At 63.0% G+C, this 24,861-nt stretch carries 21 protein-coding genes; 19 read left to right on the forward strand and 2 right to left on the reverse strand.

What is annotated here, in order from left to right; all coding sequences use genetic code 11:
* Positions 1-268: 268 nt before the first annotated feature.
* The 18 genes from HMPREF2678_RS05420 to der all read left to right on the forward strand — a co-directional run bounded on the left by HMPREF2678_RS05420 (position 269) and on the right by der (position 19,901).
* Complete coding sequence (locus HMPREF2678_RS05420; RefSeq protein ID WP_034967657.1) at positions 269-1,165, forward strand: tetratricopeptide repeat protein; 897 nt, start codon at positions 269-271, stop codon at positions 1,163-1,165.
* A gap of 3 nt (positions 1,166-1,168) precedes the next feature.
* The gene (locus HMPREF2678_RS05425) at positions 1,169-2,176 is read left to right on the forward strand and encodes an HAD-IIA family hydrolase (protein WP_070551285.1); all 1,008 of its coding nucleotides are present in this window, start codon (positions 1,169-1,171) and stop codon (positions 2,174-2,176) included.
* Positions 2,177-2,353 (forward strand): hypothetical protein, encoded by a 177-nt coding sequence (locus HMPREF2678_RS10365; RefSeq protein WP_168163088.1) that lies wholly within the window; start codon positions 2,177-2,179, stop codon positions 2,351-2,353. It begins immediately after the preceding gene.
* Positions 2,353-3,192: a TlyA family RNA methyltransferase gene (locus tag HMPREF2678_RS05430; RefSeq protein WP_070551287.1), complete on the forward strand. Its 840-nt coding sequence runs from the start codon at positions 2,353-2,355 to the stop codon at positions 3,190-3,192. The genes HMPREF2678_RS10365 and HMPREF2678_RS05430 overlap by 1 nt, the downstream gene beginning before the upstream one ends.
* Positions 3,189-4,133, forward strand: coding sequence for an NAD kinase (locus tag HMPREF2678_RS05435; RefSeq protein WP_034967668.1), 945 nt, complete (start codon positions 3,189-3,191; stop codon positions 4,131-4,133). Before HMPREF2678_RS05430 ends, HMPREF2678_RS05435 begins: the two co-directional genes overlap by 4 nt.
* A gap of 2 nt (positions 4,134-4,135) precedes the next feature.
* Entirely contained in the window at positions 4,136-5,860 is a 1,725-nt protein-coding gene (gene recN / locus HMPREF2678_RS05440; protein ID WP_070551289.1) for a DNA repair protein RecN, read from the forward strand.
* A gap of 142 nt (positions 5,861-6,002) precedes the next feature.
* Positions 6,003-6,728, forward strand: coding sequence for a hypothetical protein (locus HMPREF2678_RS05445; RefSeq protein WP_141747034.1), 726 nt, complete (start codon positions 6,003-6,005; stop codon positions 6,726-6,728).
* Between the two features lie 221 nt (positions 6,729-6,949).
* Entirely contained in the window at positions 6,950-8,578 is a 1,629-nt protein-coding gene (locus tag HMPREF2678_RS05450) for a hypothetical protein (protein ID WP_246817896.1), read from the forward strand.
* Positions 8,579-8,651: 73 nt separating this feature from the next.
* Positions 8,652-9,854 carry a putative cytokinetic ring protein SteA gene (steA, locus tag HMPREF2678_RS05455; protein WP_083303427.1) on the forward strand — a complete coding sequence of 401 codons (1,203 nt, stop codon included), beginning with the start codon at positions 8,652-8,654 and terminating at the stop codon, positions 9,852-9,854.
* A 32-nt stretch (positions 9,855-9,886) separates the two neighbouring features.
* Positions 9,887-10,819: a copper transporter gene (locus HMPREF2678_RS05460; protein WP_035002213.1), complete on the forward strand. Its 933-nt coding sequence runs from the start codon at positions 9,887-9,889 to the stop codon at positions 10,817-10,819.
* Positions 10,820-10,881: 62 nt separating this feature from the next.
* A complete protein-coding gene (locus tag HMPREF2678_RS05465) occupies positions 10,882-12,549 on the forward strand; it encodes a CTP synthase (RefSeq protein WP_070551295.1) in 1,668 nt (555 codons plus the stop codon).
* Positions 12,550-12,574: 25 nt separating this feature from the next.
* Positions 12,575-13,231: an NUDIX domain-containing protein gene (locus tag HMPREF2678_RS05470; RefSeq protein WP_034991450.1), complete on the forward strand. Its 657-nt coding sequence runs from the start codon at positions 12,575-12,577 to the stop codon at positions 13,229-13,231.
* Complete coding sequence (locus HMPREF2678_RS05475) at positions 13,228-14,127, forward strand: tyrosine recombinase (protein WP_034981888.1); 900 nt, start codon at positions 13,228-13,230, stop codon at positions 14,125-14,127. Before HMPREF2678_RS05470 ends, HMPREF2678_RS05475 begins: the two co-directional genes overlap by 4 nt.
* A 75-nt stretch (positions 14,128-14,202) precedes the next feature.
* Positions 14,203-15,096 (forward strand): ParA family protein, encoded by an 894-nt coding sequence (locus HMPREF2678_RS05480; RefSeq protein ID WP_034981889.1) that lies wholly within the window; start codon positions 14,203-14,205, stop codon positions 15,094-15,096.
* Positions 15,071-15,919 carry a segregation and condensation protein A gene (locus HMPREF2678_RS05485; protein WP_371325837.1) on the forward strand — a complete coding sequence of 283 codons (849 nt, stop codon included), beginning with the start codon at positions 15,071-15,073 and terminating at the stop codon, positions 15,917-15,919. Before HMPREF2678_RS05480 ends, HMPREF2678_RS05485 begins: the two co-directional genes overlap by 26 nt.
* A gap of 33 nt (positions 15,920-15,952) precedes the next feature.
* Entirely contained in the window at positions 15,953-16,537 is a 585-nt protein-coding gene (scpB, locus tag HMPREF2678_RS05490; protein WP_034981890.1) for an SMC-Scp complex subunit ScpB, read from the forward strand.
* A 64-nt stretch (positions 16,538-16,601) separates the two neighbouring features.
* Positions 16,602-17,474 carry a pseudouridine synthase gene (locus tag HMPREF2678_RS05495; protein WP_034974260.1) on the forward strand — a complete coding sequence of 291 codons (873 nt, stop codon included), beginning with the start codon at positions 16,602-16,604 and terminating at the stop codon, positions 17,472-17,474.
* 87 nt (positions 17,475-17,561) lie between these two features.
* On the forward strand, positions 17,562-19,901 hold the full coding sequence (gene der / locus HMPREF2678_RS05500; protein WP_070551297.1) for a bifunctional cytidylate kinase/GTPase Der: 2,340 nt from the start codon (positions 17,562-17,564) through the stop codon (positions 19,899-19,901).
* A 27-nt stretch (positions 19,902-19,928) separates the two neighbouring features.
* On the opposite strand, the gene HMPREF2678_RS05505 is transcribed toward der, so the two are convergent.
* Positions 19,929-21,617, reverse strand: coding sequence for a formate--tetrahydrofolate ligase (locus HMPREF2678_RS05505; protein WP_034967693.1), 1,689 nt, complete (start codon positions 21,615-21,617; stop codon positions 19,929-19,931).
* Positions 21,618-21,755: 138 nt separating this feature from the next.
* On the opposite strand from HMPREF2678_RS05505, the gene HMPREF2678_RS05510 reads away from it, so the two are divergent.
* Positions 21,756-23,222, forward strand: a complete 1,467-nt coding sequence (locus tag HMPREF2678_RS05510; protein ID WP_070551299.1) for a glyceraldehyde-3-phosphate dehydrogenase — start codon at positions 21,756-21,758, stop codon at positions 23,220-23,222.
* 10 nt (positions 23,223-23,232) lie between these two features.
* On the opposite strand, the gene HMPREF2678_RS05515 is transcribed toward HMPREF2678_RS05510, so the two are convergent.
* Positions 23,233-24,861, reverse strand: coding sequence for an aspartate:alanine exchanger family transporter (locus HMPREF2678_RS05515; protein ID WP_070551301.1), 1,629 nt, complete (start codon positions 24,859-24,861; stop codon positions 23,233-23,235).

Consider the following 24,861-nt stretch of genomic DNA (forward strand, 5'->3'; position numbering starts at 1 on the left):
TGCACCTGGGAGGGTGTGGGAGAGTAAGTCACCGCCGGCATTAAAACTAGAGATAAACGAGGTGTGGGTCGTTGTAGCCTTTCAAAGGTTACAGCAACCCACACCTCGTTTTTGTATGTCTGAACGTCCTTCCGCTGGGGCTAGAGGCGTCAATAAACAAAAGCAGCAACATTGCGCTACAGCGTTCCTGGTAACTAGGATTGATAAGGTTTAAGAGGTGAGCCGGAAGGCTCACTGAACAACGAAAACGGAAGGTGCACCCCAAAGCATGGCTGAGCATTCAGATAACAATCGCAGTCGCGGCGGCCGCCCGCAGGGGGATGGCAAGTTCCGAAACAAGGGCGGGTTCAAGCCCAACCGTGGCGGACGCCCCAACCGCAACTCCAATAAGAAGCGCGGCGGCTCCAACTGGGAGACCCAACGCGGACCCCACAGCGGCCCGCAGCGCGCTGGCTACCGCGAAGAGCGGCTTAACAAGCGCCTGAACGAACCCGACGTCCCGAACGACCTCGACCCCAAGGAACTCGACCCGTCCGTACGCCAGGAACTCCGCAGCCTTTCCAAGGACAACGCGGACATGGTGGCGAAGCACCTGATTATGGCCGCTACGCTTCTGGACGATGATCCGGACAAGGCCCTTGCCCACGCCCGCGCTGCGAAGGATCGCGCTGGGCGCGTGTCCGTAGCCCGCGAAACGTGTGGCATCGTCGCCTACCACGCAGGCGAATGGAAGGAAGCCATCGCGGAGCTCCGCGCGGCCCGTCGCATGGCCGGCGGCCCCGGCCTGCTGCCTGTGCTGGCGGACGCGGAACGTGGACTCGGCAAGCCGGAGAAGGCCCTAGAAGTAGCTAACGACCCGCAGGCCGACCAGCTGGATGCCGAATCGAAGGCAGAGCTGGCCATCGTCGTTGCTGGTGCACACCAAGACCTCGACCACCCGGAAGAAGCCCTGCTAGCGCTGGAAGCACAGCTGGATAACGCTGAAGCGCCCGACGTAACCCGTATGCGTCTCTTCTACGCTTATGCCGACGCGCTGGCCACCGCAGAGCGCAAGGACGAGGCCATCGAATGGTTCCGCCGGGCAGAGGAAATGGATACCGAGGAAGTCCTCGACGTTCCCGATCGTCTGGCAGAGCTCGGCGTAGAGCCGGACGAGGATAAGTAGCCCATGGCCCACCCGCTGCTGGATAACTACGATGCCCTGCTAGCCGACCTTGACGGCACCGTCTTTTCTGGCCACACCCCAATCCCCGGCGCAGCCGAGGGACTGGAAGGCCGCCAGGTCATGTACGTCACCAACAACGCGTCGCGCTCACCCCAGCAGGTAGCTGAGCACCTGCAGTCCATGGGATTTGCCGCCGACGCGGACCACGTGGTGACCTCCGCCATGGCAGCCTGTGATCTGGGCAAGCAGTACATCGCGGAAGCAGAAGTCGAACGCCCGCTCGCGTACGTCATCGGCCACGATTCCTTCAAGCAGCTGGTTGCGGACGCGGGCTTTGCGCTGACGGACACCGCCGATGACCACCCGCATGTCGTATTCCACGGGCACAGTCCGGATAACGACTGGGCTCGCCTGTCGGAAGGCGCGTTGGCTATCCAGCACGGCGCACGCTACTTCGCCTCGAACCTGGACACCACGTTGCCCTCGGAGCGCGGATTCATGGTCGGCAACGGTTCGATGGTCGCCGCTGTCACCTCCGCTACTGGCGTAAAGCCTCAGTCTGCCGGTAAGCCTGGCCCCGCGATGTTCGAGGTTGCTGCACACCGCATTGGCTCCACGAAGCCCCTTGCCGTCGGTGATCGCCTGGATACCGACATCGCTGGTGGCAACGCCGCGGGCATGGATACTCTCTGCACCGTCACCGGGGTGTCTACCCATACCGATATTATTGACGCCCCCTCGTCCCACCGACCGACGTTTATCGCCGGCAATCTACGCGACCACCTGCCCGGCTGGTCCGCAAGCGTGGAACCGAGCAGCGCAACCATCCGCGTGGAGGCCGGTGAACTGGGCGACGTGGAGGTCATGGCTGCCGAAGCTCTGGCCGTCGCAGCGCCCTTGGCGTGGCAGCTTATCGATGACCCGCAGATCACTCAGGTAACGTGCGCGGCTGATATCGACTTTGTAGGCGCAGATGCGCAGGCCATGGAGGCCCTGGGAGGTTGGAAGTAAGTGGGCGAGGGGCAACCGAAACCTTCGATGCTGTCGGGGGACAGTGGGCGTCAACAAGAAGAGCTGGCACAGGCCGTCGACGAGCTACTCGCACGCGATGTACACGGCGCGGAGGAAGCTGCCGTGTTGGAAGAAGCTCACAGGGTGGTTAACGAGGCACTCGGGGGCGAGCGCTAGTGGCGAAAAGAGGAGCCAAGCTGCAGCGCCTGGATGCAGAGCTGGTAGCGCGGAAGATCGCGCGCAGCCGCGAGCACGCGCAGGAGATGATCAAGGCCGGGCGAGTAACCGTCAATGGAATGCTGGCAAAGAAGCCGGCCAGCGGGGTCGACGGCAACGTTTCCATCAAGGTTGCGGAGTCGGAGGATGACCGCTGGGCCAGCCGGGGCGCACACAAGTTGCTGGGAGCTCTGGCGGCTTTCGAACCCCAAGGACTTTCCGTGGAAGGCAAGACGGTGTTGGATGCCGGTGCCTCGACGGGCGGATTCACGGACGTGTGCCTGGACCGCGGGGCGGCGAAGGTCAAGGCCGTGGACGTTGGCTATGGGCAGCTGATCTGGCGCCTGCAGAACGACGACCGTGTGGACGTGATGGACCGGACGAACGTGCGCACCCTTACCCCGGAGGCACTCGGCGGGCAGGTTGATCTGATGGTCGGCGACCTGAGCTTTATTTCTATTCGCCTGGTGCTGCCCGCTCTGGCCGCGTGTGTGAAGGAAGGCGGCGACCTGTTGCCGATGGTGAAGCCCCAGTTCGAGGTCGGCAAGGACAGGCTGGGCCACGGCGGCGTTGTGCGCAGCCCAGAACTGCGGGCAGAAGTGACCCGTCAGGTGGCTGTCGAGGCGATGAAGTATGGTCTGAAGACGAAGGCCGTTGTCGCTTCCCCGCTGCCGGGACCGAGCGGCAATGTGGAGTATTTTCTGTGGCTGGTCAAAGACTCGCCTAGCATGGATACAGAGGCTGACTTTGACGGCCTGGACCAGATGATTGCAACCGCCATTAAGGAGGGCCCGCAGTGACCAACCCGGGAACTGACCAGGACGCGGGCAAGCAAACAGAACGCGAGGTTCTGCTAGTTGCGCACACCGGTGTTCACGAAAATCTGGGCCTGGCGGCGGAGGCTGCGTCTAGGTTGCAAAAGGGCGGGATCAACGTGCGTGTAATGGCTACCGCGGACCCTGCCCCGGTCGCTCGGCACGAGGTTCTGGGGCGATTTAAGCGCTACGGCCACACCAAGGAAGCCGCCACTGGCGTGGAGATGGTGATCGTCTTGGGCGGCGACGGCACCTTCCTGCGCGCCGCCGACATTGCGCACTCAGCGGACGTGCCGGTGCTGGGCATCAACATGGGCCACATCGGTTTCCTGGCGGAGTGGGAGCAGGAATCTCTGCAGGAGGCCGTCGACCGCGTTATCGACCGCGACTACCGCATCGAAGATCGCATGACCCTGTCCATTACTGCCCGCGACATGGATGGTCGCGTGTTGGGCACTGGCTGGGCGCTGAACGAGTGCTCCGTGGAAAACCTAAACCGCCAAGGTGTGCTGGATACGATCCTGGAGGTCGACAAGCGCCCTGTATCTTCGTTCGGTTGTGACGGTGTTTTGGTATCGACGCCCACCGGCTCCACCGCCTACGCTTTCAGCGCAGGTGGCCCAGTTCTGTGGCCGGAGTTGGACGCGATTCTGGTGGTGACCAGCAACGCGCACACGTTGTTTAGCCGCCCGCTGGTGGTCTCCCCGAATTCGATGGTGGCGGTGGAGACGAACCCTTCGACCTCCCCGGCGACCGTGGTGATGGATGGCTTCCGCCAGATCCACATGCCCCCGGGCGCGCGCGTGGAGATTCGCCGTGGCCCGCAGCCCGTGCGCTGGGTGCGCCTGGATTCCGCACCGTTTACCGACCGCCTGGTACACAAGTTCCGCCTGCCTGTGACGGGCTGGAGGGGACCGCGCCACTAGTAATGCTGCACGAACTACACATTCGCAACCTCGGTGTGATCGAGGAAGCGACGGCGGAGTTTTCCACGGGCTTGAGCGTTGTCACCGGTGAGACCGGTGCGGGTAAGACGATGGTGGTCAGCTCCCTACGCTTGCTTTCCGGCCACCGCGCGGACCCGTCGCGGGTTCGCAACGGCGCTGATAAGGCCAGCGTGGAAGGCATTTTCTCCACCGACTCCGCGGCGGTTGCGGAGCTGGTCGAAGAAGTCGGCGGTTACAGCGACGAGGGCGAGGTCATAGCCTCCCGCACAGTGAACGCTACGGGGCGTTCTCGCGCGCACCTGGCGGGTAAGACGGTGGCAGCGGGCGTGTTGGGGGAGTTCGCCGGCCACGTCATCACCATCCATGGGCAGAACGACCAGCTGCGTCTGCTGGATCCGGTGCGTCAGCTCGCCGCGCTCGACGACTATGCGGGGTTGGGAGAGAAGGTTGCCACATACCAGGCCCGTCGCGCCGAGTGGCTGCGCCTAGCCAAGGACCTGCAGTGCCGCATGGAGGCGCGGCGCGACCTGGCCCTGGAAAGCGAGACCCTGCAACGAGCTGTGGAGGCTATCGACGAGATCGACCCGCAGCCAGGAGAGGACGTGGAGGTCAAAGCGCAGATCAAGCGTCTGCAGGCCGCCGATGATATCCGCGCGGGGTTACAGCGGGCGCAGGCGGCGCTGGACGGTATGGATGGAATGGCGGCCGGCGATGACTTCGGCGATTCCGAAGGTGCCAGTTCCCTGGTTTCCCAGGCAGCTAACGAGCTATCCAGTCTGACGGACATGGAAGGCGAAGGCGGGAATCTGTCCGAGCTGGCTGATCGCCTGAGCGAGGTTGGAGTGCTGCTGGCTGACATTTCCTCCGAGGTTGGCCAGGCGCTGTTGGACGTGCCCGACCCCGATGAGCTGGACGGGCTGCTGCAGCGCCAGACTCAGCTGCGGGAACTGCGCAAATACGCCGTGGACGTCGATGGGGCGCTGGCGTGGCGTGAGCAGGCTCGCCAGCGTTTGGAATCGATGGACGTTTCCGATGAAGCGCTACAGAAGCTGCAGGATCAGGTCGCCTCTGCACAGGATGCTGCGCGCAACGTGGCGGAGGAGCTGTCGAAGGCGCGTGTGAGGGCGTCCAAAAAAATTTCAAAGGCTGTCACCGAAGAGATCCGGGGCCTGCACATGTCGGCTGAGATCCGCGTGGACGTGCGGCGTGCCAGCGAGAAGCCGGATGACCTTGGGCTGCACGGTATCGACGAGGTTGAGTTCCAGCTGGTACAGGGCGGAAATGTCAATCCGCTGGCGGGTTCGGCCTCTGGTGGTGAGCTGTCGCGCGTGATGCTGGCGCTGGAAGTGGTGCTGGCCGCAGGCACGGATGGCGGTCGGACGATGGTGTTCGACGAGGTCGACGCTGGTGTGGGCGGTAAAGCCGCTGTGGAGATCGGGCGCCGTTTGGCGAAGCTGGCGGTCGATAATCAGGTCATTGTGGTGACTCACTTGCCTCAGGTCGCTGCGTTTGGTGACGCCCACGTGTACGTGGCTAAGGCGACGTCGGCCGACTCGGTGACTTCTTCTGTGCGCACGCTTGAAGAGGCCGAGCGGGTGGAGGAATTGTCGCGCATGCTGGCGGGTCTGGAATCTGAGACGGGGCGGGCGCACGCGGAAGAGCTGATGGAGATGGCCACGGAGGCGAAGGCTGCCCTGCGGGCATAGCGGGCTGTACGGTCGGAGCAGTCTAGATTCTTTTTGGAGCTACCCCGCGCGCAGCGGTGTGATCGGCGCTACAGTGGTGCAGTGTTGAAGGGGGAGCACGCGCCCGTGGCGACAAGCGTGCGGTATGCGAGGGGGATTTCTGATGAAGCGCGTAGCGGCAAGTGTGTTTTTAGTTTTCTTTGGTTTTGCGGTGGCGGCTTGCGGTTCGGGAGAGGTGGAACAGCCCTTGAACGGCGCTTTTGCTGAAGCAGATGGGTTATCCACAGGCGAGTCCTCTGTGGATAACCCAGGCTCGGGCGAGGGGCAGGGGGACGGACGTGTGCTAAAACCTGAAGGGCACAAGGGGATGTGGTTCGAGACTGAGCCGGAGGATCCTTGGGAGCATTACGTCTGGAAATCGCAGAGGTTTGTGGGGGATCCGATCGACCTTCCGAAGCTAAAGGCGAAGCTCCCAAACGATCCGCTGGCGGGGTTGCCTGACGTGTGCGATGAGAAGGTGATCGAGAGAATGCGGGAGGTGGGGTTTGAGTTTCTGGAGTCCGATAACGATGGGCTGTATTATGGCTGCCATTTTGAGGAAAAGGATCCAATAAACGGAAGCTTTCAACCTGAGCTCTTCAGTATACTTTTCGATCCGGGCCGACCTCTTGAAAAATATGAAAAGAGTACGACCTATCAATCGACTCGTCCAGATGTTAGCTTGGTAGGGCTTTATGAAAAATCTGATGACAATGAATGTGGTGTGGGTAAAGACGTGGACGGCGTCGGTTTGTATTCAATGAATGGTGTATTGAACAAGGATAAACCTACGGTGGAGGTGTGCTTCTTATCTGAAGTATTCTTCCAAGTCTTTGATAATATTGCATAAATTTCTGACAAAGGGGTGGGGAAATGATTAAATTCGATATTGCTTGCTTACGGGATGTCCAGAGAAGTCTTTCAAAGGCTGGGGTCGCGCTCCGTAAATTGAAAATAAAGACGGGGAGCCTGAACAAATACACAACTGTTCCGTCTATAAACGGCGCGTTCATGCAACACGGTTCGTTCTGGGTCGGACAAACCGGCTCTGCGAAGAATGTTTTGGACATAATGACTTCAAACGTCGATTGGCTCCAGGAAGTATTCACTAATCAGCTAGTAGGACTGGATATTCAGGAGCACTTCAATGGCAAGTCTTTTGACCAAGTGAGCTCCGAAGTGTCTGTCGCTGACAGGGAGGTTCGGAAGTTTTTTATTCCGACTCGAGACGCCCGAACGATCGACAACCTGCTGTACAACACACCGGTTACCGCGGCGGAAGCGACCATGCCATTGGCGTCCCTCATTGCCGCATTCCAAGCCGACGACTCAGCACCGCTTTTTGCCGCAGACTCTTGGGAAAGCGCGGCCAAAGCTTTGAAAACGTCGATGGATGACCTCAAGAGCGCCTCGTCGGGGCTCGCCAGTTCCTCCGAAGGGTTCTCCTTCGATATGGCACGCCAGGCGATCGACGACGTACACAAGACCGGAGTCGTAGTCGCCGCAAATACCACCGCAATGGCGAAGTCAGTCCGTCAGTTCCCGGTTATCCGTGGCAGCAACCTCAAAGCTCTGGAAGCAATCCAGGCAACCACTTCGCTTATCCCGGACCCAGCCGACCGACTTCTCGCCGAGCAGGCCGCCGTCTCCAATTACGTATCCACCCACCTGCAACCCTCCCTGGAACTCGTCCGCCCACCGGTTTCCAACCTAGGCGTACCGATTGTTGGACACACGGGTGGGGGAGGTCTGGACGCCTCCACCGTCTCCACCGCCTCCGCGCAACCCAAGGTCTCGCAGATCAACGGCCAGACGAACGCCGTTACCCCGGCCAGCGCGACCGCGCACGGGGAGCAAGCTGCAACGGCGGCGGCAAACGCTCCGAAGCCCACGGCCGCAACCGCACCAACGCAGCCTGCAGGCGTGTCGGGGACGTTGCACTCACCATCGCCTGCGCCGCAACCAATCCAGCCCGCGGCAGCGACAGCAGCACCCCATGCACCTGCAGTTAGCCCCAACGCGCCAGCGGTACCGCCCACGACAGTGACAACAGCGGCACCGGCGCAAGGATTAGCTGCCAGCCCGCACAGCAATGCCGGTGCAACTGCTCCTGGCACGCTGATCAACGCCCAGGATCGCTTTGGGCGCGCGAATGCGTTCAACGGCGGTGCGATCAACGGCGGTGCAGGCTTCGGCGGTGCAGGCACGGGCGCGGGCTACGGTTCAGGTGCCAGCGCAGGTGCGCACGCCAGGGGCGGGGCACAGCAGGGAACCTTGCGCAATATTTCCAGCACGGCCCCACGCCCAAGTCTGCCTGGCAGCCTCAACTCGCAGAACGTCCGCCCACTTCCCGTCGATTCCCCACCTGCAAAGGCTCCGCAGTCCGGCAAGGGAATCGTCGGAGCGCCTCACAACTCTGGTTCCGCGAAGGGCGGCGCTGGAATGCGGGGCGGGGGAAGTGCGGCGTCAACAATGATGGGCAGGGGCGCGGCAGGCGGCCGGGCCGGCAACGGGGCAAAGAGCGGCCTGCGCGGCGGGGCGGTGACTTACAGCAAGCAGGATCGGTCGTACTTCCGGCGCTTGTTCCTCAGTGGGGAAGACCCGCTGGTTTCCGGCAAGGGAAAGAACCGCGGGCGGAAGAAGCACGAAGAGACTGCGGGACAGGCTGCGCGCCAGACCGTGCGGAAGGTGATTCGCTAGGCGGCTGCGGCACAACGGGAGAAGAAAGAGGAAAACCGCCGTCTACCGGCGCGCCTAACGCAACACAGGCCACATGAACACCACAATGGTGGGCATGATTTTCTCCCGTTCTGACCAGCCCGGAATCAACGGCGCCACCCGTGACCTCACCGGACCCAAGGGATTAACCAAGGCTAAGATCTCCGAGGGCGACATCGCAATTGTCGACGAGGCCGACATCAGCCGTGCCACCTGCCAAAAACTCATTGACGCACGCGTTGCCGCCGTCGTGAACGCTCGCCAATTCACCACGGGGCAGGTACCCAACTTCGGCCCGCAGTTGATGCTGGACGAAGGCATCCTGCTTATCGAAAACGCCGGCGACGACCTGCTTGCCAAGGTCAAGAACGGCAAGAAGGGGCGCGTCGACGAGGGCAAGGTCTACTACGGCGATCGCCCCATCGGCGGTGGAGAGCTGCTGGATATGGATACCGCCTCCAGCCGCTTCGAGGACGCACGCGAAGCCCTGGGCGACCACATGGAGGCCCTGTCCGGCAACATGTCCGAATTCGTCCGCTCCGAGGCTCCTCTGCTGGTCGATGGCCTTGGCATCCCGGACGTCGACGTGGACATGGACGACCGGAAGGTGCTGGTCGCTAGCCCGGATCCGCAGATTGAGCAGAAGCTCAAGGACCTGCGGTACTTCATGCGCGAGTACTCGCCGATCATTGTCGCCGTGGAAAATGCAGCCGATAGTCTGATCCAGGAGGGCTACCGCCCGAACGTGATCATCGGCGACCCGGAGAAGATCTCCAACGAGGCTCTGCGCAGCGGCGCTACCGTCGTGCTGCCCGCCGATCCGGATGGCCACGCCGTCGGCCTGGAGCGCATCCAGGACCTGGGCGTGGGCGCCATGACTTTCCCTGCGGCCACGCAGGATCCCACCGACCTGGCTCTGCTACTGGCCAACTACCACGGAGCATCGATGGTGGTGAACCTCGGCGAGGTGGAGGATCTGGATCGCGTATTCCAGCAGGCACAGTCGCCGGAGACCCCGTCTGCCCTGATGTCGCGCCTGCGTGTGGGGCCGCGCCTGGTGGATTCCACCGCCGTCGCAGAGCTCTACCGCGTGTCCCGGTCTGGCGGTGGCTGGATCTGGGCTTTGCTGGGCGTTCTGGTTGCCGTGGCCGTTATCGTTGCGGTCATCGGCCTCTCCGGTGACGGCTCCTTCGTGGATAACCTCGTGGACACTTGGAACAACTTTGCACTGAGCGTGCAGGATCTGTTTAAGAAGTAAGCCAGGAAAAGCAGGGAGCTAGAAAGACAAGCATGAGCAAGCACTCCACAGGAGCCACCGGCAAGGTCATCGCCGGTCTGGGCTTCGGTATCGCCGTCGGCACCGCACTGGGTTTTTTCGCCATTGCGCCGAACGTGCCGGGCGGTCCGGTCGCGAAGGATTCCTCCGCCGAACAGAAGCTGAAGGACGAGAAGGCTGCCCGCGAGAAGGCCGAGGGCAACTCTGCCGCCAGCGACAAGGTCTTGAGCTCGGTCGCGGGCCCCGCGGTGCACAACCTGTTGCGCGGTGCGTCGGTCGATGTTTTTGTTCTTCCGGACGCCGACCAGGCCAACATCGATAGCCTCAAGCGCCTCGTCAAAATGGCCGGCGGCAAAGTCAATGGTGTGGTCGAGCTGACGGACAAGGCGCTCGGCTCGGACGGGGGAGACACGCTGAAGTCGATCGCAGCTAACTCCCTGCCGGCTGGTGCGAAGTTGTCGGAGGACAACCTTGCCCCAGGCATGCACACCGGACAGCTGCTCGGCGCCGCACTGTCGGCTGGCGAGCACGAAGCCAGCGAAACGGATCGCGGAATCGCCCTCGGTGCCCTGGCTAACGACGACTTCATTGCCTACCAGGGCGAGGCCCCGAAGCCTGCGGATCTGGCCCTGGTCGTTGGCGGGAATACCTCCGACGACGAAGCCCACGGCAATTACGGCACCAAGTTCGCCGCGGAGTTCGCGGCGGGGCTGGACTCCCGCATGAAGGGGGCAGTCCTGGCTGCAGAGTCCGGCAGTGCTGAAGACAACGGTGCCATCGGCCAGGTGCGCGCGGATAATTCCATGAAGGAGGCCGTTTCCACGGTCGACAACGCGGACACCGTCGCAGGACGCATCGCCACCATTCGCGCTCTGGCGCAGCAGAAGAACGGGAAGTCGGGGCACTACGGGGCCACTGCGAACGCGTCGGATGCTACGCCTGAATAGGCATGTGTTAGGCTGAAACCCCGTAGATAGCGAAGTTAAGCGTCGTTGATTCGGGAGTTGCCTTGGCCACTAATCGTGCAGAAAACAGCACTAAATTCATTTTCGTCACCGGCGGTGTGGCGTCCTCACTAGGCAAAGGGCTAACGGCAGCTAGCCTGGGCCAATTGTTGTCCTCTCGTGGCCTGCGCGTCACGATGCAGAAGCTGGATCCGTACCTCAACGTCGATCCGGGCACCATGAATCCCTTCGAACACGGCGAGGTGTTCGTTACCGAGGACGGTGCGGAAACCGACCTGGACCTCGGCCACTACGAGCGTTTCCTGGATCGCAACCTGTCCGCCGCGGGCAATGTCACCACCGGCAAGGTGTACTCGAACGTCATCGCCAAGGAGCGCCGCGGTGAGTTCCTGGGTAAGACCGTCCAGGTGATCCCGCACATCACCGATGAGATCAAGGCTGCGGTGATGGCCATGGGACAGCCGGATAAGAACGGGCAGGCCCCGGACGTCGTCATCAGCGAGATCGGTGGCACCGTCGGAGATATCGAATCCCAGCCCTTCCTGGAGGCCATCCGCCAGGTTCGCCACGAGGCCGGCCGTGAGAACATCGCCTTCATCCATGTCTCCCTGGTGCCGTACCTGGCTCCGTCGGGCGAGCTGAAGACCAAGCCGACCCAGCACTCCGTCGCGGAGCTGCGCAGCATCGGTATCGTACCGGACGCCATCGTCCTGCGCGCCGACCGCGAAGTACCGCAGGCCATGAAGGCCAAGATCGCCCTGATGTGCGACGTGGACGAGGACGGCGTGGTTTCCTGCCCGGATGCACCCTCCATCTATGACATCCCGAAGGTGCTGCACTCCCAGCACCTGGATAACTACATCATCCGTCGCCTGAACCTGCCGTTCCGCGACGTGGATTGGTCCACCTGGGGCAGCCTGCTGGATAGCGTGCACAACCCCAACGGTGAGGTCACCATCGGCATCGTCGGCAAGTACATCGACCTGCCGGACGCGTACCTCTCCGTCGCCGAGGCCATCCGTGCCGGCGGCTTCGGCGCAAACGTCCGCGCCCGGGTGAAGTGGATTACCTCCGACGACTGCGAGACCGAGGAGGCCGCGGCCGAGGCTCTGAAGGACGTCGACGGCGTGGTCATCCCCGGTGGTTTCGGCAACCGTGGCATCGAGGGCAAGATCGGCGCCATCACCTACGCCCGCAAGAATAAGCTGCCACTGCTCGGCATTTGCCTTGGCCTGCAGTGCATCGTCATTGAGGCTGCGCGCACCGCAGGGCTGAAAGATGCTTCTTCTACGGAGTTTGACGCCAACGCCTCCACCCCCGTCATCTCCACCATGGAGGAACAGAAGGCGGCTGTCTCGGGCGAGGCTGACCTGGGTGGCACCATGCGACTGGGCGCCTACCCGGCGCGCCTGGCCGAAGGCTCCCTGGTTGCGGAGCTCTATGGCACCACTGATGTCTCGGAGCGCCACCGCCACCGCTACGAGGTGAATAACGCATACCGCGAGCAGATCACCGAGGGCTCCGGCCTGCAGTTCTCCGGCACCTCCCCGGACGGCACCCTGGTGGAGTTTGTGGAGTACCCGAAGGATGTACACCCGTACTTCGTCGCCACCCAGGCGCACCCGGAGTACAAGTCCCGCCCGACCCGTTCCCACCCGCTGTTCCAGGGGCTGGTGGACGCTGCGTTGAAGCACCAGGCCGAGCGCTCCTAAACCAGCGCTCCTAAACTAGGGAGTCATGAGCACCGACAACACCCCGTACCGCGTCGTCGATAGCGAATTGCTGCTGGATGCGCCGATCATCGGCGTGCGACGCGATACGATCACTACCGCTACCGGCGAGGCGAAGCGGGAAATCGTTGAACATTTCTCCGCCGTTGCCGTCGCGGCTGTGCGCGACAATCACGTGATGATGATCCGCCAATATCGCCACGGCGTGGGGCGGCACCTGTGGGAGATCCCGGCCGGCTTGCTGGATCTAGTGGGGGAGGATCCCCTAGAGGCCGCCCGCCGCGAGCTCGCCGAGGAAGCTGGGCTGCGTGCGCATTCCTGGCACCTGCTGGGCGATGTGGTGACCTCCCCGGGGTTCAGCGAGGAAATGTGCCGCATTTACCTGGCCGAAGATCTGGACGACGACCTCGCCGACTTCGACCTGCCAGAAGCGGAGTTCGAGGAAGCGGAGATCGAGACCCGCTGGGTGCCAATTCCCGAAGCAATCGAGTGGGCTCAGACGGGCGTGGTGGAAAACTCCATCGCCACCATCGCCCTGCTGCACCTGGCGGCGGATACCCGTCGCGACGTCTCCGAACCTTTCAACTACCACTCGGGCCTCGCCGAACGCCGCTCCGCCCGCGCGGAAGCCAAGCTCGGCACAGATATGAAGTTCCTCCGTTGAGCCTCGAAGCGAACCAGAAGCTCGGCCGGGCGTACATCCGGCACTTAAAAACCGAGCGTGACGTGTCTGTCCACACGCTGTCGAACTACCAGCGCGACCTGGACCGCTACCTGGAGTGGCTGGGTGACACGTCGCTCCAGGACGTCACGGCCACGGACATCGAGGATTACCTCATCCACCTGCGCAAGGACCTGAACCTCGCGGCATCTTCGGCCGCTCGGGCGCTGGCGGCGATCCGCGGCCTGCACTCCTTTGCCCACGCCGACGGGCGCCTGCCCTTCGACGTGGCGGCGGACGTCCCCACGCCCTCGCTGGGCGGCTCCATTCCGAAAGCTCTCAGTCTGGCTCAGGTAGAGGCTTTGCTGGACGCGGTGCCGGCGGGCGACGGGGCGTCAATAATAAACATCCGTGACCGTGCGCTGCTAGAGATGCTCTACTCGACCGGCGCCCGCATCACTGAGCTGCTAGACCTCGACGTCGACGATCTCGACCGCGAACAGCGCATGCTGCTTGTGCGCGGCAAGGGTGGCAAGGAACGCATCGTGCCGCTAGGGCGACCCGCGCTGCAGGCGGTGGAGCGCTACCTGGTGCGCGCGCGACCGAGCCTGAACAAGAAGGGCAGCCCGGCGCTGTTCCTGAACAACCGTGGCGCGCGACTGGGGCGGCAATCGGGCTTCAAGATCGTCTCGCAGGCGGCGGAGACGGCGGGGCTGGATCATGTCTCGCCGCACAGCCTGCGCCACAGCTTCGCCACCCATCTTTTGGAAGGCGGCGCGGACATCCGTGTAGTGCAGGAACTGCTGGGGCACGCTAGCGTGGCTACCACGCAGATTTACACCAAGGTCAGCCCTGAGCACTTGCGGGAGATTTGGGCCTCATCTCACCCCCGCACCTAGCGTGCCTGATAATCTCTAGGGTGTAATTAAAGGCTAAACACAACAATCAAGGGAAAGGGCTTGACGGGATCGCCGATGTCACGTTCACAGTCACACGCGGATGCGTTGTTTGATAAGCCCGATCAGCGCATCGGCCTGACCGGACGACCTATCAAGGAGCTGCCGGATCCCGAGCCGTTGGATCGCCACGGCCCGGCCTCCATCATCGCGATGTGTAACCAGAAGGGCGGGGTGGGCAAGACCACTTCGACGATCAACATCGGTGCCTCGCTGGCCGCGTTCGGGCGCAAGGTGCTGCTGGTAGACCTGGACCCACAGGGCGCACTGTCCGCCGGTTTGGGCATTAGCCACGATGAGCTCGACGTGACGGTTTACAACCTGTTGGTCGATTCTTCTGCCTCTATTCTTGACGCCATCCACTCCAGCCCCGTCGACGGTCTGGATGTCGTTCCCGCGAATATTGACTTGTCGGCTGCGGAGATTCAGCTGGTTAACGAGGTCGGTCGCGAACAGGCCCTGGCCCGCGCGCTGCGTCCGGTGATGCGCGACTACGACTTCATTATCGTCGACTGCCAGCCTTCCCTGGGGCTGCTGACCGTCAACGCGCTGAGCTGTGCGGATTCGGTGATCATTCCAGTGGAGTCCGAGTACTTCTCGCTGCGTGGCCTGGCTCTGCTGATGGACACGGTGGAAAAGGTCCGCGACCGCCTGAACTTCAAACTGGAGGTGCTGGGCATCCTGGTGACGATGTTCGACCGGCGTACCCTCCACGCCCGCGAGGTCATGGAGCGGCTGGTGGAGGCCTTCGGCGATAAGGTCTTCGATTCCGTGATCACCCGTACCGTGCGGTTCCCGGAGACCTCGGTGGCCGGAGAGCCGATTAACACCTGGGCGCCGAGTTCCTCGGGCGCGGTGCAGTATTCGAACCTGGCGAAGGAAGTCATTGAGCGCGTCGCTCAGCAAATCTAGCCAGCTGGCTCCGGAGTCCGCGCAGCCGGAGCAGCCGGAGATCACCGGCTTCCGGGTGGCGTTGGCGAACTTCGACGGTCCTTTCGACCTGCTGCTGCAGCTGATCCACTCCCACAAGCTGGACATCACCGAGATCGCCCTGGCACAGGTCACCGACGAGTTCATCGCCTACACCAAGAGCCTAAGCTCCAGCGCGGACGACCTGGATGAGGTCACGGAGTTCCTGGTCGTCGCCTCCACGCTGCTGGATCTCAAAGCCGCCCGCCTGGTGCCCCGGGGCGAGGTCGACAGCGAAGAAGACCTGGCGCTGCTCGAGACCCGCGACCTGCTGTTCGCCCGTCTGCTGCAGTACCGCGCCTACAAGCAGGTGGCGAACCTGTTCTCCGATTGGCAGCGCGATGCCGCGCGTTCCTATCCCGCCACTTTGTCGCTGGAGGAACACCACGCGAACCTGCTGCCGGAAGTGAAGATCGGTAAGACCGTCGACGAGTTTGCTGAGCTCGCCGCCGCCGTGTTCCGCCCCAAACCGGATCACGTCGATACCGGCCACATCCACCAGGTGGCGGTCTCGGTGCCGGAGCAGGCCGGGCGGATCCTTAACACCCTCAAGGTTGCCGGCGAAAACAAGTGGGTGACCTTCGGCGCCCTGATTGCCGATGCGGAGATGAACATGATCGTCGTCGGTCGTTTCCTGGCGCTCTTGGAGCTGTACAAGGCTCGCGCCATCGGCATTGAACAGCCCGAGCCGCTGCAGGACATGTCGGTGGCCTGGACCGGGCTGGATGTCGATCCGGCGGTGGTGGCGGCCAGCAACTGGGAATAGGCGTCCATAAACAAGACAGAGAGGGCACAGACCATGAGCGAACAACCCAACCCCGCGCCGCTGCCGCAGGTGTCGGTGCTGCGCAGCCGCGTGGAGTCGTTGCTGTTGGTCAGCGATGAGGCAGTGACGCCCACAGAGCTCGCCCGCGTACTTTCCACCGAGGAACGCGCGGTTCCCGAGGCCGAGGTGGCGCAGACCCTCCACGAGATCGCGGCGGAGTTTGACGCCCGAGGTAGCGGCTTTGAACTCCGTGAGCACGAGGGGGCGTTCCGGCTGTACACACGGCGCGCGAACTCGGATGTGGTGGAGGCGAAGCTGCTGGACGGCACGCAGCAGCGCCTGAGCCGCGCCGCGCTGGAGACCCTGGCGGTGGTGGCCTACCGGCAGCCTGTAACTAGGAGCCAGGTGGCGGCGGTGCGTGGCGTGAACTGCGATGGCGTGATGCGTACCCTGTCGCTGCGCGGGCTGATCGCCGAGACAGGGGAGCAGGGCGGAGCGCACCTGTACTCCACGACCGAGCTTTTCCTGGAACAGATCGGGATTGAATCGCTGGATCAACTGCCGGATCTGGCGCCGTTGCTGCCGGAGGTAGACAGCATCGACAGTATCGACAATTAAGCAGGCTGAGGGGTACAATTCGGGCGGATAATTCAAGATTTTAGTTCGAAGGGCTAGAAACACCGTGGACACACCCGCTCGCCGAGACGGCACACCGGAGACCGCTCCGAAAGACATCTACCTATCGCAGGCCAAGCCAGCCAAGCGCCAGCACGTAACGGAGCAGGAGGCAGCCGCAGCTCTGAACCAGCCCGATTCGGAGAAAGCCCAGGTGCGCCTACAGAAGGTGCTGGCTTCCGCAGGTGTGGCCAGCCGCCGCATGAGCGAGAAGCTCATCGCCGCCGGTCGTGTGGAAGTCAACGGCGAAATCGTCGTGAAGATGGGCACCCGCATCGACCCGAGCGTGGATATTGTCCGCGTGGATGGAGAGCGCGTGCAGGTCAACGAGGAAATGGTGTACTTCGTGCTGAACAAGCCGCGTGGCGTGCACTCCACCATGAGCGACGAGCTAGGTCGCCCGTGCGTCGGTGACCTGGTCGGCACCCGTCTGAAGGAAGGCCAGGGTCTGTTCCACGTTGGTCGTTTGGACGCCGCGACGGAGGGGCTGCTGCTGCTCACCAACGACGGCGAGCTGGCCAACCGCCTGATGCACCCGAAGTACGAGGTGCGAAAGACCTACATGGCCACGGTGCTGGGCGAGGCCAGCCGCAAACTGATCCGCGACCTGAAGGACGGCGTGGAGCTGGACGACGGCACCGCCCGCGCCGATAGCGTGCAGATCGTGGACGTCTGGCAGGGTAAGTCGCTGATCAAGATCGAGCTGCACGAAGGGCGCAAGCACATTGTGCGCCGCATGCTGAAGGAGGCCGGCTTCCCAGTTCAGGCGCTGGTCCGCACTAAGATCCACACCGTGCAATTGGGCGAGCAGAAGCCGGGCACGATCCGCGCGCTGAATCAGGCGGAATTGCAAAGCTTGTATAAGAAGGTCGGGCTGTAGAACCAGCGCAGCCAACACTGCCACCGCAGTAAACACTGCCACTACAGCCGACATAGACACACAATTAACTAGGGGAACGACCTTTCCATGACGAACGCACCTTTCTACGAGCCCGGCTCTGCCCTGGATCAGCTCGCCAGCGCCACCAATGTCGCCGACGGTGGCCTGATTGTCGCCGTTGACGGCCCCAGCGGCACCGGCAAGTCCACCGTCTGCCGCCGCCTAGCCACCGCCGCGGACGCAAAGTACCTGGATACCGGCGCAATGTACCGCGTGGCTACCCTGCACGTACTGCGCCAGGGCATCGATCCATCCACGGAGTCTGCCCGCGAGGCGATCATTGCCGCCACCGCCGACCTGCCGCTGGAGATCAACGAGGATCCCACGTCCACCGAGGTTCTGCTGGACGGCACCGACGTTTCCGGCGAGATCCGCGGCCCCGAGGTCACCGCACACGTCTCCGCCGTAGCCGCCATCCCGGAGGTTCGCGAGAACCTGGTGGCCTTGCAGCGCTCCCTGGCCTTCGCCGCCGGTCGCTGCGTGGTCGAGGGCCGCGACATCGGCACTGTTGTTCTTGCGGACGCCCCAGTGAAGATCTTCATGACCGCCTCCGCAGAGGTGCGGGCTCAGCGGCGTTACGACCAAGACATTGCCGCTGGCCGGGACGTGGATTTCGACGCGGTACTCGCGGACGTGCAGCGCCGTGATGAGGCAGACTCCTCCCGCGAAACGTCCCCGCTACGCCCCGCAGACGACGCTGTGATCGTCGACACCGGAGAGATGGACATCGACGAGGTGCTGGAGAAACTGGCAGAGCTGACCCTGGCCAGCGCTTCATCCGACAGCGCGGAGGTCCCCGAGGAACTGACCTTCCGCACCGCCGACGGCGAGGTGCTGGGGGAGTCTGATTTCTCGGACGCTGACTTCTCGGACGAAGAGTTCGGCGACTACGAAGACGACGAAGACGACGAATCCGACCCCGAAGAGTTCTTCATCACCGGCCCCGAGGACTTCACCTTGGAGGGTGGCGGCGATATGCCGGAAACCGAAGAGGACTGGGAAGCCCTGGAACAGGCCTTCGGCATGATGGACGACGAAGAAGCAGAGCGCGAAGCGCTGTGCACCGTCGCTATCGTCGGCCGACCGAACGTGGGTAAGTCCACGCTGGTCAACCGCTTCATCGGTCGCCGCGAAGCCGTGGTGGAGGACTTCCCGGGCGTCACCCGCGACCGCATTTCCTATTTGGGCGAGTGGTCCGGCCGCCGGTTCTGGGTGCAGGACACGGGCGGCTGGGATCCGGATGCGAAGGGCATCCACGCAGCCATCGCCCGCCAGGCTGAAACCGCCATGGAAACCGCCGACGTGATCGTCTTTGTGGTCGACTCGAAGGTGGGCATCACTTCCACCGATGAGGTCATTGCCCGCAAGCTGCAGCGCAGTCAGGTGCCGGTGATCGTGGTGGCTAACAAGTGTGACGCGGACGCGCAGCTGGGCGACGTCGCCGAGTTCTGGGCGCTGGGCCTGGATAACCCGTACCCGGTGTCTGCGCAGCACGGCAAGGGTGCGGCGGACGTGCTGGACGAGGTTTTGCGCTCCTTCCCGGAGCACCCCCGCGAGCTTTCCGTCGTTTCCGGCCCGCGCCGCGTGGCTCTGGTCGGCCGCCCGAACGTGGGCAAGTCCTCCCTGCTGAACAAGATCACAGGCGAGGAACGCTCCGTGGTCAACAACGTCGCCGGCACTACAGTCGACCCGGTCGACTCCATCGTCGAGCTGGAGGAAAAGACCTGGAAGTTCGTCGACACCGCGGGCATTCGCAAAAAGACGAAGCAGGCGCGCGGCCACGAGTTCTACGCCTCGCTGCGCACCCGCTCCGCCATCGACGCGGCGGAGGTCGCTGTTTTTCTTGTGGACGCTAGCGAACCCATCGCCGAGCAGGATCAGCGAGTACTTCGCATGATCCTTGACTCGGGGCGTGCCCTGGTCGTGGCCTACAACAAGTGGGATCTTGTGGATGAAGACCGCCGCGAGCTGCTGGAACGCGAGATTGAGCTGCAATTGTCCCACGTTCCGTGGGCTCGCCGCGTGAACATTTCCGCGAAGACCGGCCGCGCGCTGCAGAAGCTGGAGCCCGCGATGATTGAGGCTTTGGAGAGCTGGGATCAGCGCATTTCCACCGGCCAGCTGAACACCTGGCTGCGCGCCGTGATCGCGGAGACCCCGCCGCCGATGCGTGGCGGTCGCCTGCCGCGCGTGCTGTTTGCCACCCAGGCTTCCACCAAGCCGCCGGTGATCGTGCTGTTCACCACCGGCTTCCTGGAGCACGGCTACCGCCGCTTCCTGGAGCGCAAGCTGCGCGAATCCTTCGGCTTCGAAGGCTCGCCGGTGCGTATCGCGGTCCGCGTGCGCGAAAAGAAGCGCAAGAAGTAGCTGGACTGGCTGGACTCGCCAGCCCGGCTAGAACAGCCCGGAGATAACTCCCTGCGCATCCACGTCGATGCGCTCGGCCGCGGGCTTCTTCGGCAGCCCAGGCAGAGTCATCACGTCGCCCGTCAGTGCGACCACGAATCCGGCGCCGATGCGTGGCACCAGTTCGCGGACGTGCAGGGTGTGGCCGCTCGGCGCACCCAGCGCGCTGGGGTCATCGCTGAACGAGTACTGCGTCTTCGACACGCACACCGGCAGCTTGTCCCAGCCGTTGTCCTTCAGAAACGCCAGATCCTTCACGGCCTGCGGGCCGAACTGCACGTCCGCCGCGCCGTAGATCTCCGTGGCAAGCGTGCGCAGGGTGGCTTCCACGCCATCGATGGGCTGATAGATCTGGTGGCTGGAGCTAGGGGCGTCATCACCAGAAACACCATCAACGACCTCCAACACGGCAGTGGCCAGATCCGCCGCACCGGCGCCGCCCTCGGCCCACACGTTGCATTCCACCACGCGCACCCCGAAGTCCTTGCCCCAGTCGGCGATCAGTTGGCGCTCGGCGTCCGTGTCGGAGCTAAACAGGTTCAGCGCCACCACGGGCTCCACGCCGAACTTGCGGATGTTGCTGACGTGGCGCTCCAGGTTGGCCAGTCCGGCCTTCAGTACGGAGCCGCCGTTGTGCTTCAGCGAGCGGATCGTGGCCACCACTACGGTTGCGGCCACGGCCAGGTCGCCGGCTCGGGACTTGATGTCGAAGAACTTCTCCGCGCCCAGGTCGCTGCCGAATCCGGCCTCGGTCAGCACGACCTCCGACAGATCCAGCGCCGTCGTCGTCGCAATCAGGGAGTTACAGCCGTGGGCGATGTTCGCAAAAGGCCCGCCGTGTACCAGGGCAGGGGTGCCGCCCAGGGTCTGTACTAGGTTCGGGTTGATCGCGTCGCGCAGCAGGGCGGTGATTGCGCCCGCGCACTTCAGGTCGCCCGCGGTGACGGGCTTGCGGTCGTAGGTCTGACCCACCACGATGCGCCCGATGCGCTTCTTCAGATCCTCCAGGTCGGTGGCCAGACACAGGATCGCCATGATCTCGCTGGCTGCGGTGATGTCGAAGCCGCCCTCGCGCGGAGTGCCCTGACCCGGCCCGCCCAGGCCGGTGACCACGTGGCGCAGCGAGCGATCGTTGACGTCCAGGCAGCGTCGCCACGTCACACGCCGCGGGTCGATGCCCAGCGCGTTGCCGTGTTGCACGTGGTTATCGATCATCGCAGCCAGAGTGTTCGTCGCCGCGGTGATGGCGTGCATGTCGCCGGTGAAGTGTAGGTTGATGTCCTCCATCGGCACGATCTGCGCGTAGCCGCCGCCCGCTGCGCCGCCCTTGATGCCCATGACCGGTCCCTGGGAGGGTTCGCGGATCGCCACCATCGTCTGGCGCCCCGCCGCACGCACGGCATCTGCCAGACCGATAAGCACGGTGGACTTGCCTTCACCAGCGGGGGTTGGGCTCATCGCCGTCACGAGCACGAGCTTGCCCTTCTTATTGACGCCCCCACGTTCAGCCTTGAGCGCGGGAACGTCGATCTTGGCCTTTGTGCGGCCGTAGGGGATCAGGGCGGCTTCCGGGATGCCGGCGCGCTCCGCGATCGTGGTGATGGGTTCCAGCGTGTGGGCCTGCGCGATCTCCACATCGCTGGGCTGCGGATTGTTGGTTGCAGAAGAGTTAGTCATATTCCCAGAATAAACGTCTACCCCTTTAAGCCCCCGGATTAATGGGTGTGGGGGAGTCTGCCACTAGACTTAGGGGGTAAGCGGGTGACCCCCGGATTTTGGCAAAACGATTCCCTCCAGTGAGGTAGTGAGGTATAGATGACCGACAACGCGCACACCACGAGCGATCTGCACAGCGATTGGAACGAGCGGCTGGCTCTGGCACAAGAGATGCTGCCGCTGATCAGCCGACTGCACCGCGATAAGAACGTCGTAACCTCTATTTTCGGTCGACTGCTGGTCAACGTCACCGACATCGACATCATCAAGTCCCACCGCTACGCCCGCCGCGTGGTGGAAAAGGAGCTGCCGCTGGAGCAGACCCTGCCGGTTCTGCGCGAACTGGTGGAAATGAACCTGGGCACCGCCTCCATCGACATCGGATCCCTGGCTAGCCGCTACAACAAGAACTCCGAGGGCCTGACCCTGCGCGAGTACCTGGAGCGCGAGCTGGCCGAGGTCATCGGTGGCCCGGAGCAGGTAGAGCCCCGCGACATCGTCCTCTACGGCTTCGGCCGCATCGGCCGTCTGCTGGCCCGCATCCTGGTTTCCCGCGAGGCTACTTACGGTGGTGCCCGCCTGCGCGCCGTCGTCGTCCGTTCCAAGGGCGAGGGCGACCTGGTTAAGCGTGCCTCCCTGCTGCGCCGCGACTCCGTCCACGGCGCCTTCGACGGCACCATCACCACGGATCACGAGAACAACACGATCTGGGCCAACGGCACCCCAATCAAGATCATCTACGCTAACAACCCGGCGGAGATCGACTACACCAGCTACGGCATCAACGATGCGATCGTGGTGGACAACACCGGCGTGTGGCGCGACCGCGACGGCCTGTCCCAGCACCTGCAGTCCAAGGGCGTGTCCAAGGTTCTGCTGACCGCCCCGGGCAAGGGCGACATCAAGAACATCGTCTACGGCATCAACCACGGCGACATCACTGAGGATGACCGGATTCTATCCGCGGCGTCCTGCACCACCAACGGCATCACCCCGGTGCTGAAGGTGATCAACGACCGTTACGGCGTGCAGCATGGCCACGTCGAGACCGTGCACTCCTTCACTAACGACCAGAACCTGATCGATAACTTCCACAAGGGCGACCGTCGTGGCCGCGCTGCTGGCCTGAACATGGTGCTCACCGCAACGGGCGCGGCGAAGGCAGTGGCCAAGGCTCTGCCGGAGTTCGCGGGCAAGCTGACCGGTAACGCTATCCGCGTTCCCACCCCGGATGTATCCATGGCAGTGCTGAACCTGACCCTGGATAAGGAAGTTGAGGCTGACGAGGTCAACAACTTCCTGCGCCGCGTTTCCCTGCACTCCACGCTGCGCCAGCAGATCGACTTCATTAAGTCCCCGGAGGTCGTGTCCACCGACTTTGTTGGCACCACTCACGCGGGCATCGTCGACGGCCTGGCCACCATCGCCAACGGCAACCACCTGGTGCTGTACGTCTGGTACGACAACGAGTTCGGCTACTCCAACCAGGTCGTGCGCATCGCCGAGGAAATCGTCGGCGTGCGCCCGCGCGTGCTGCCACAGCGCGCCGGTGCACAGGATCTGTAAAGCTGCTGCTTTACAGCAGCATCAGTAGCAATACCTGGCAGCCGACGATCTTCCCGATCATCGCTGCCGGGTAGACCGTGGCATACCCACGCATGGGTAGTTCAGTGCCCGACTGGTCGTTGAGGTAGCTGATCACCGCGGGGTTGGTAGATACACCCGCGGCCATGCCCATTGCCTCGTCCCATTTGAGGCGCAGTACCCACATTCCGGCCAGACCACAGACCAGGGCGGATACGACGGTAACGATCAGCCCCAGCGCGATGTATTTTAGGGACGAGATGTCCGTCAAAGCGTCGCGGAATCCCGTGCCCGCGATAGTGCCCACGCCCGCCAAGAAGATCGCCAATCCAAGACTGCTTAGGGCCTTGTTGGCGTGGTAGGGGATTTGCCAGCCGATGGGGCCGGTGCGGGCGAGCGCGCCAAACACGAGACCCATGACAATGGGACCACCGCCGAAGCCCAGATTGAGTGTGGCGCCTCCGGGCAGGGGGATGGGGATCGCGCCGATAAGCAAACCGATGGCTAGGCCGAGAGTAAACGGCAGCAAATTGACATCTGCGAGGGAGCGCTCCGAATCGCCCAAGAGCTGAGAAACCTCGTCGATGCGGTGCTTAGGAGTGACCACACGGACGCGGTCGGAGTAATGCAGTACATCGTCTGGGCCCGGAACCAGGTCTTCATCGCCGCGACGAATGCGGGCGATGATGAAGCCATGGCTGATCGGATCAATGTCTTTGATGCTGCGCCCGGCGATGTTGGGGTTTGAAAGGGTAATGCGGCGGTAGCCGATGTAGGAGCTGTCGATGTCGATATCGACCTCTTCACCCAGCGCAGCAGTGGCTTTATCCAGGGAGTCGGGCGTGCCCGTAATCACGACGATCATGCCAGGGAAGACCTCGGCATCCGGGTAGGCCAGCTTGTGGTCCTTTTCTTGCACATCCTCAGTGGCGTGGTGTGGTCGCACCAGACGGGTGACGATGATCTTTGTGTCAGCGATGGTGCGCAGGTCACGTACGCAGCCCGTAATGCCGTCTCGCAGGCGGATGCCACGGTGCTCCAGTGGAGCATGCAGAACGTCCTCGTCGATAGCGTCCTGTCGGTGGTTAACTTTGAGAAGCTTCGTACCGATGGCTGCGACTGCGATGGCTCCCAGCACGCCACCGGGATAAGCCAGGGAGTAACCGACAACTGGGTGAGCAGCCAACTCCGGGTTGGTGCCCTCCAACATATCCACGACAGCCGCCATACCAGGGGTCGAAGTCAGTGCAGCAGCGAAGGAACCGGTCGCGGTGGTGGCCTCCACACCAAACAGCGGCACCAGTAGCCACGTCATGCCCATGAGGCCGACGAGGAGTACGACCACAAAGAGGAGCATGCGCCATCCGCGACGGCGGAAATCGGCAAAGAAGGCATGGCCAGCCGTTAGTCCGATGGCGTAGACGAAGATCGCCAAACCGAATTGGAACAGCAGCGGGGGAAGCTGGATGTTGGGATCCAGGGTGGAGAAGATGATGGCGACGAAAAGAATTGCCGCTGTGCCCAGCGACATTCCGCCCAAGCGAATCTTGCCGATAGCGAAGCCGAGGGCGAGGATAATGACGAGGGCGATGAGTGGATTCTCTGCGAGGAAGGCCAACAT

Origin of the sequence: Corynebacterium sp. HMSC058E07, from assembly GCF_001809885.1 — a bacterium.
In the GTDB taxonomy this organism is placed as follows: Bacteria; Actinomycetota; Actinomycetes; order Mycobacteriales; family Mycobacteriaceae; genus Corynebacterium; species Corynebacterium macclintockiae.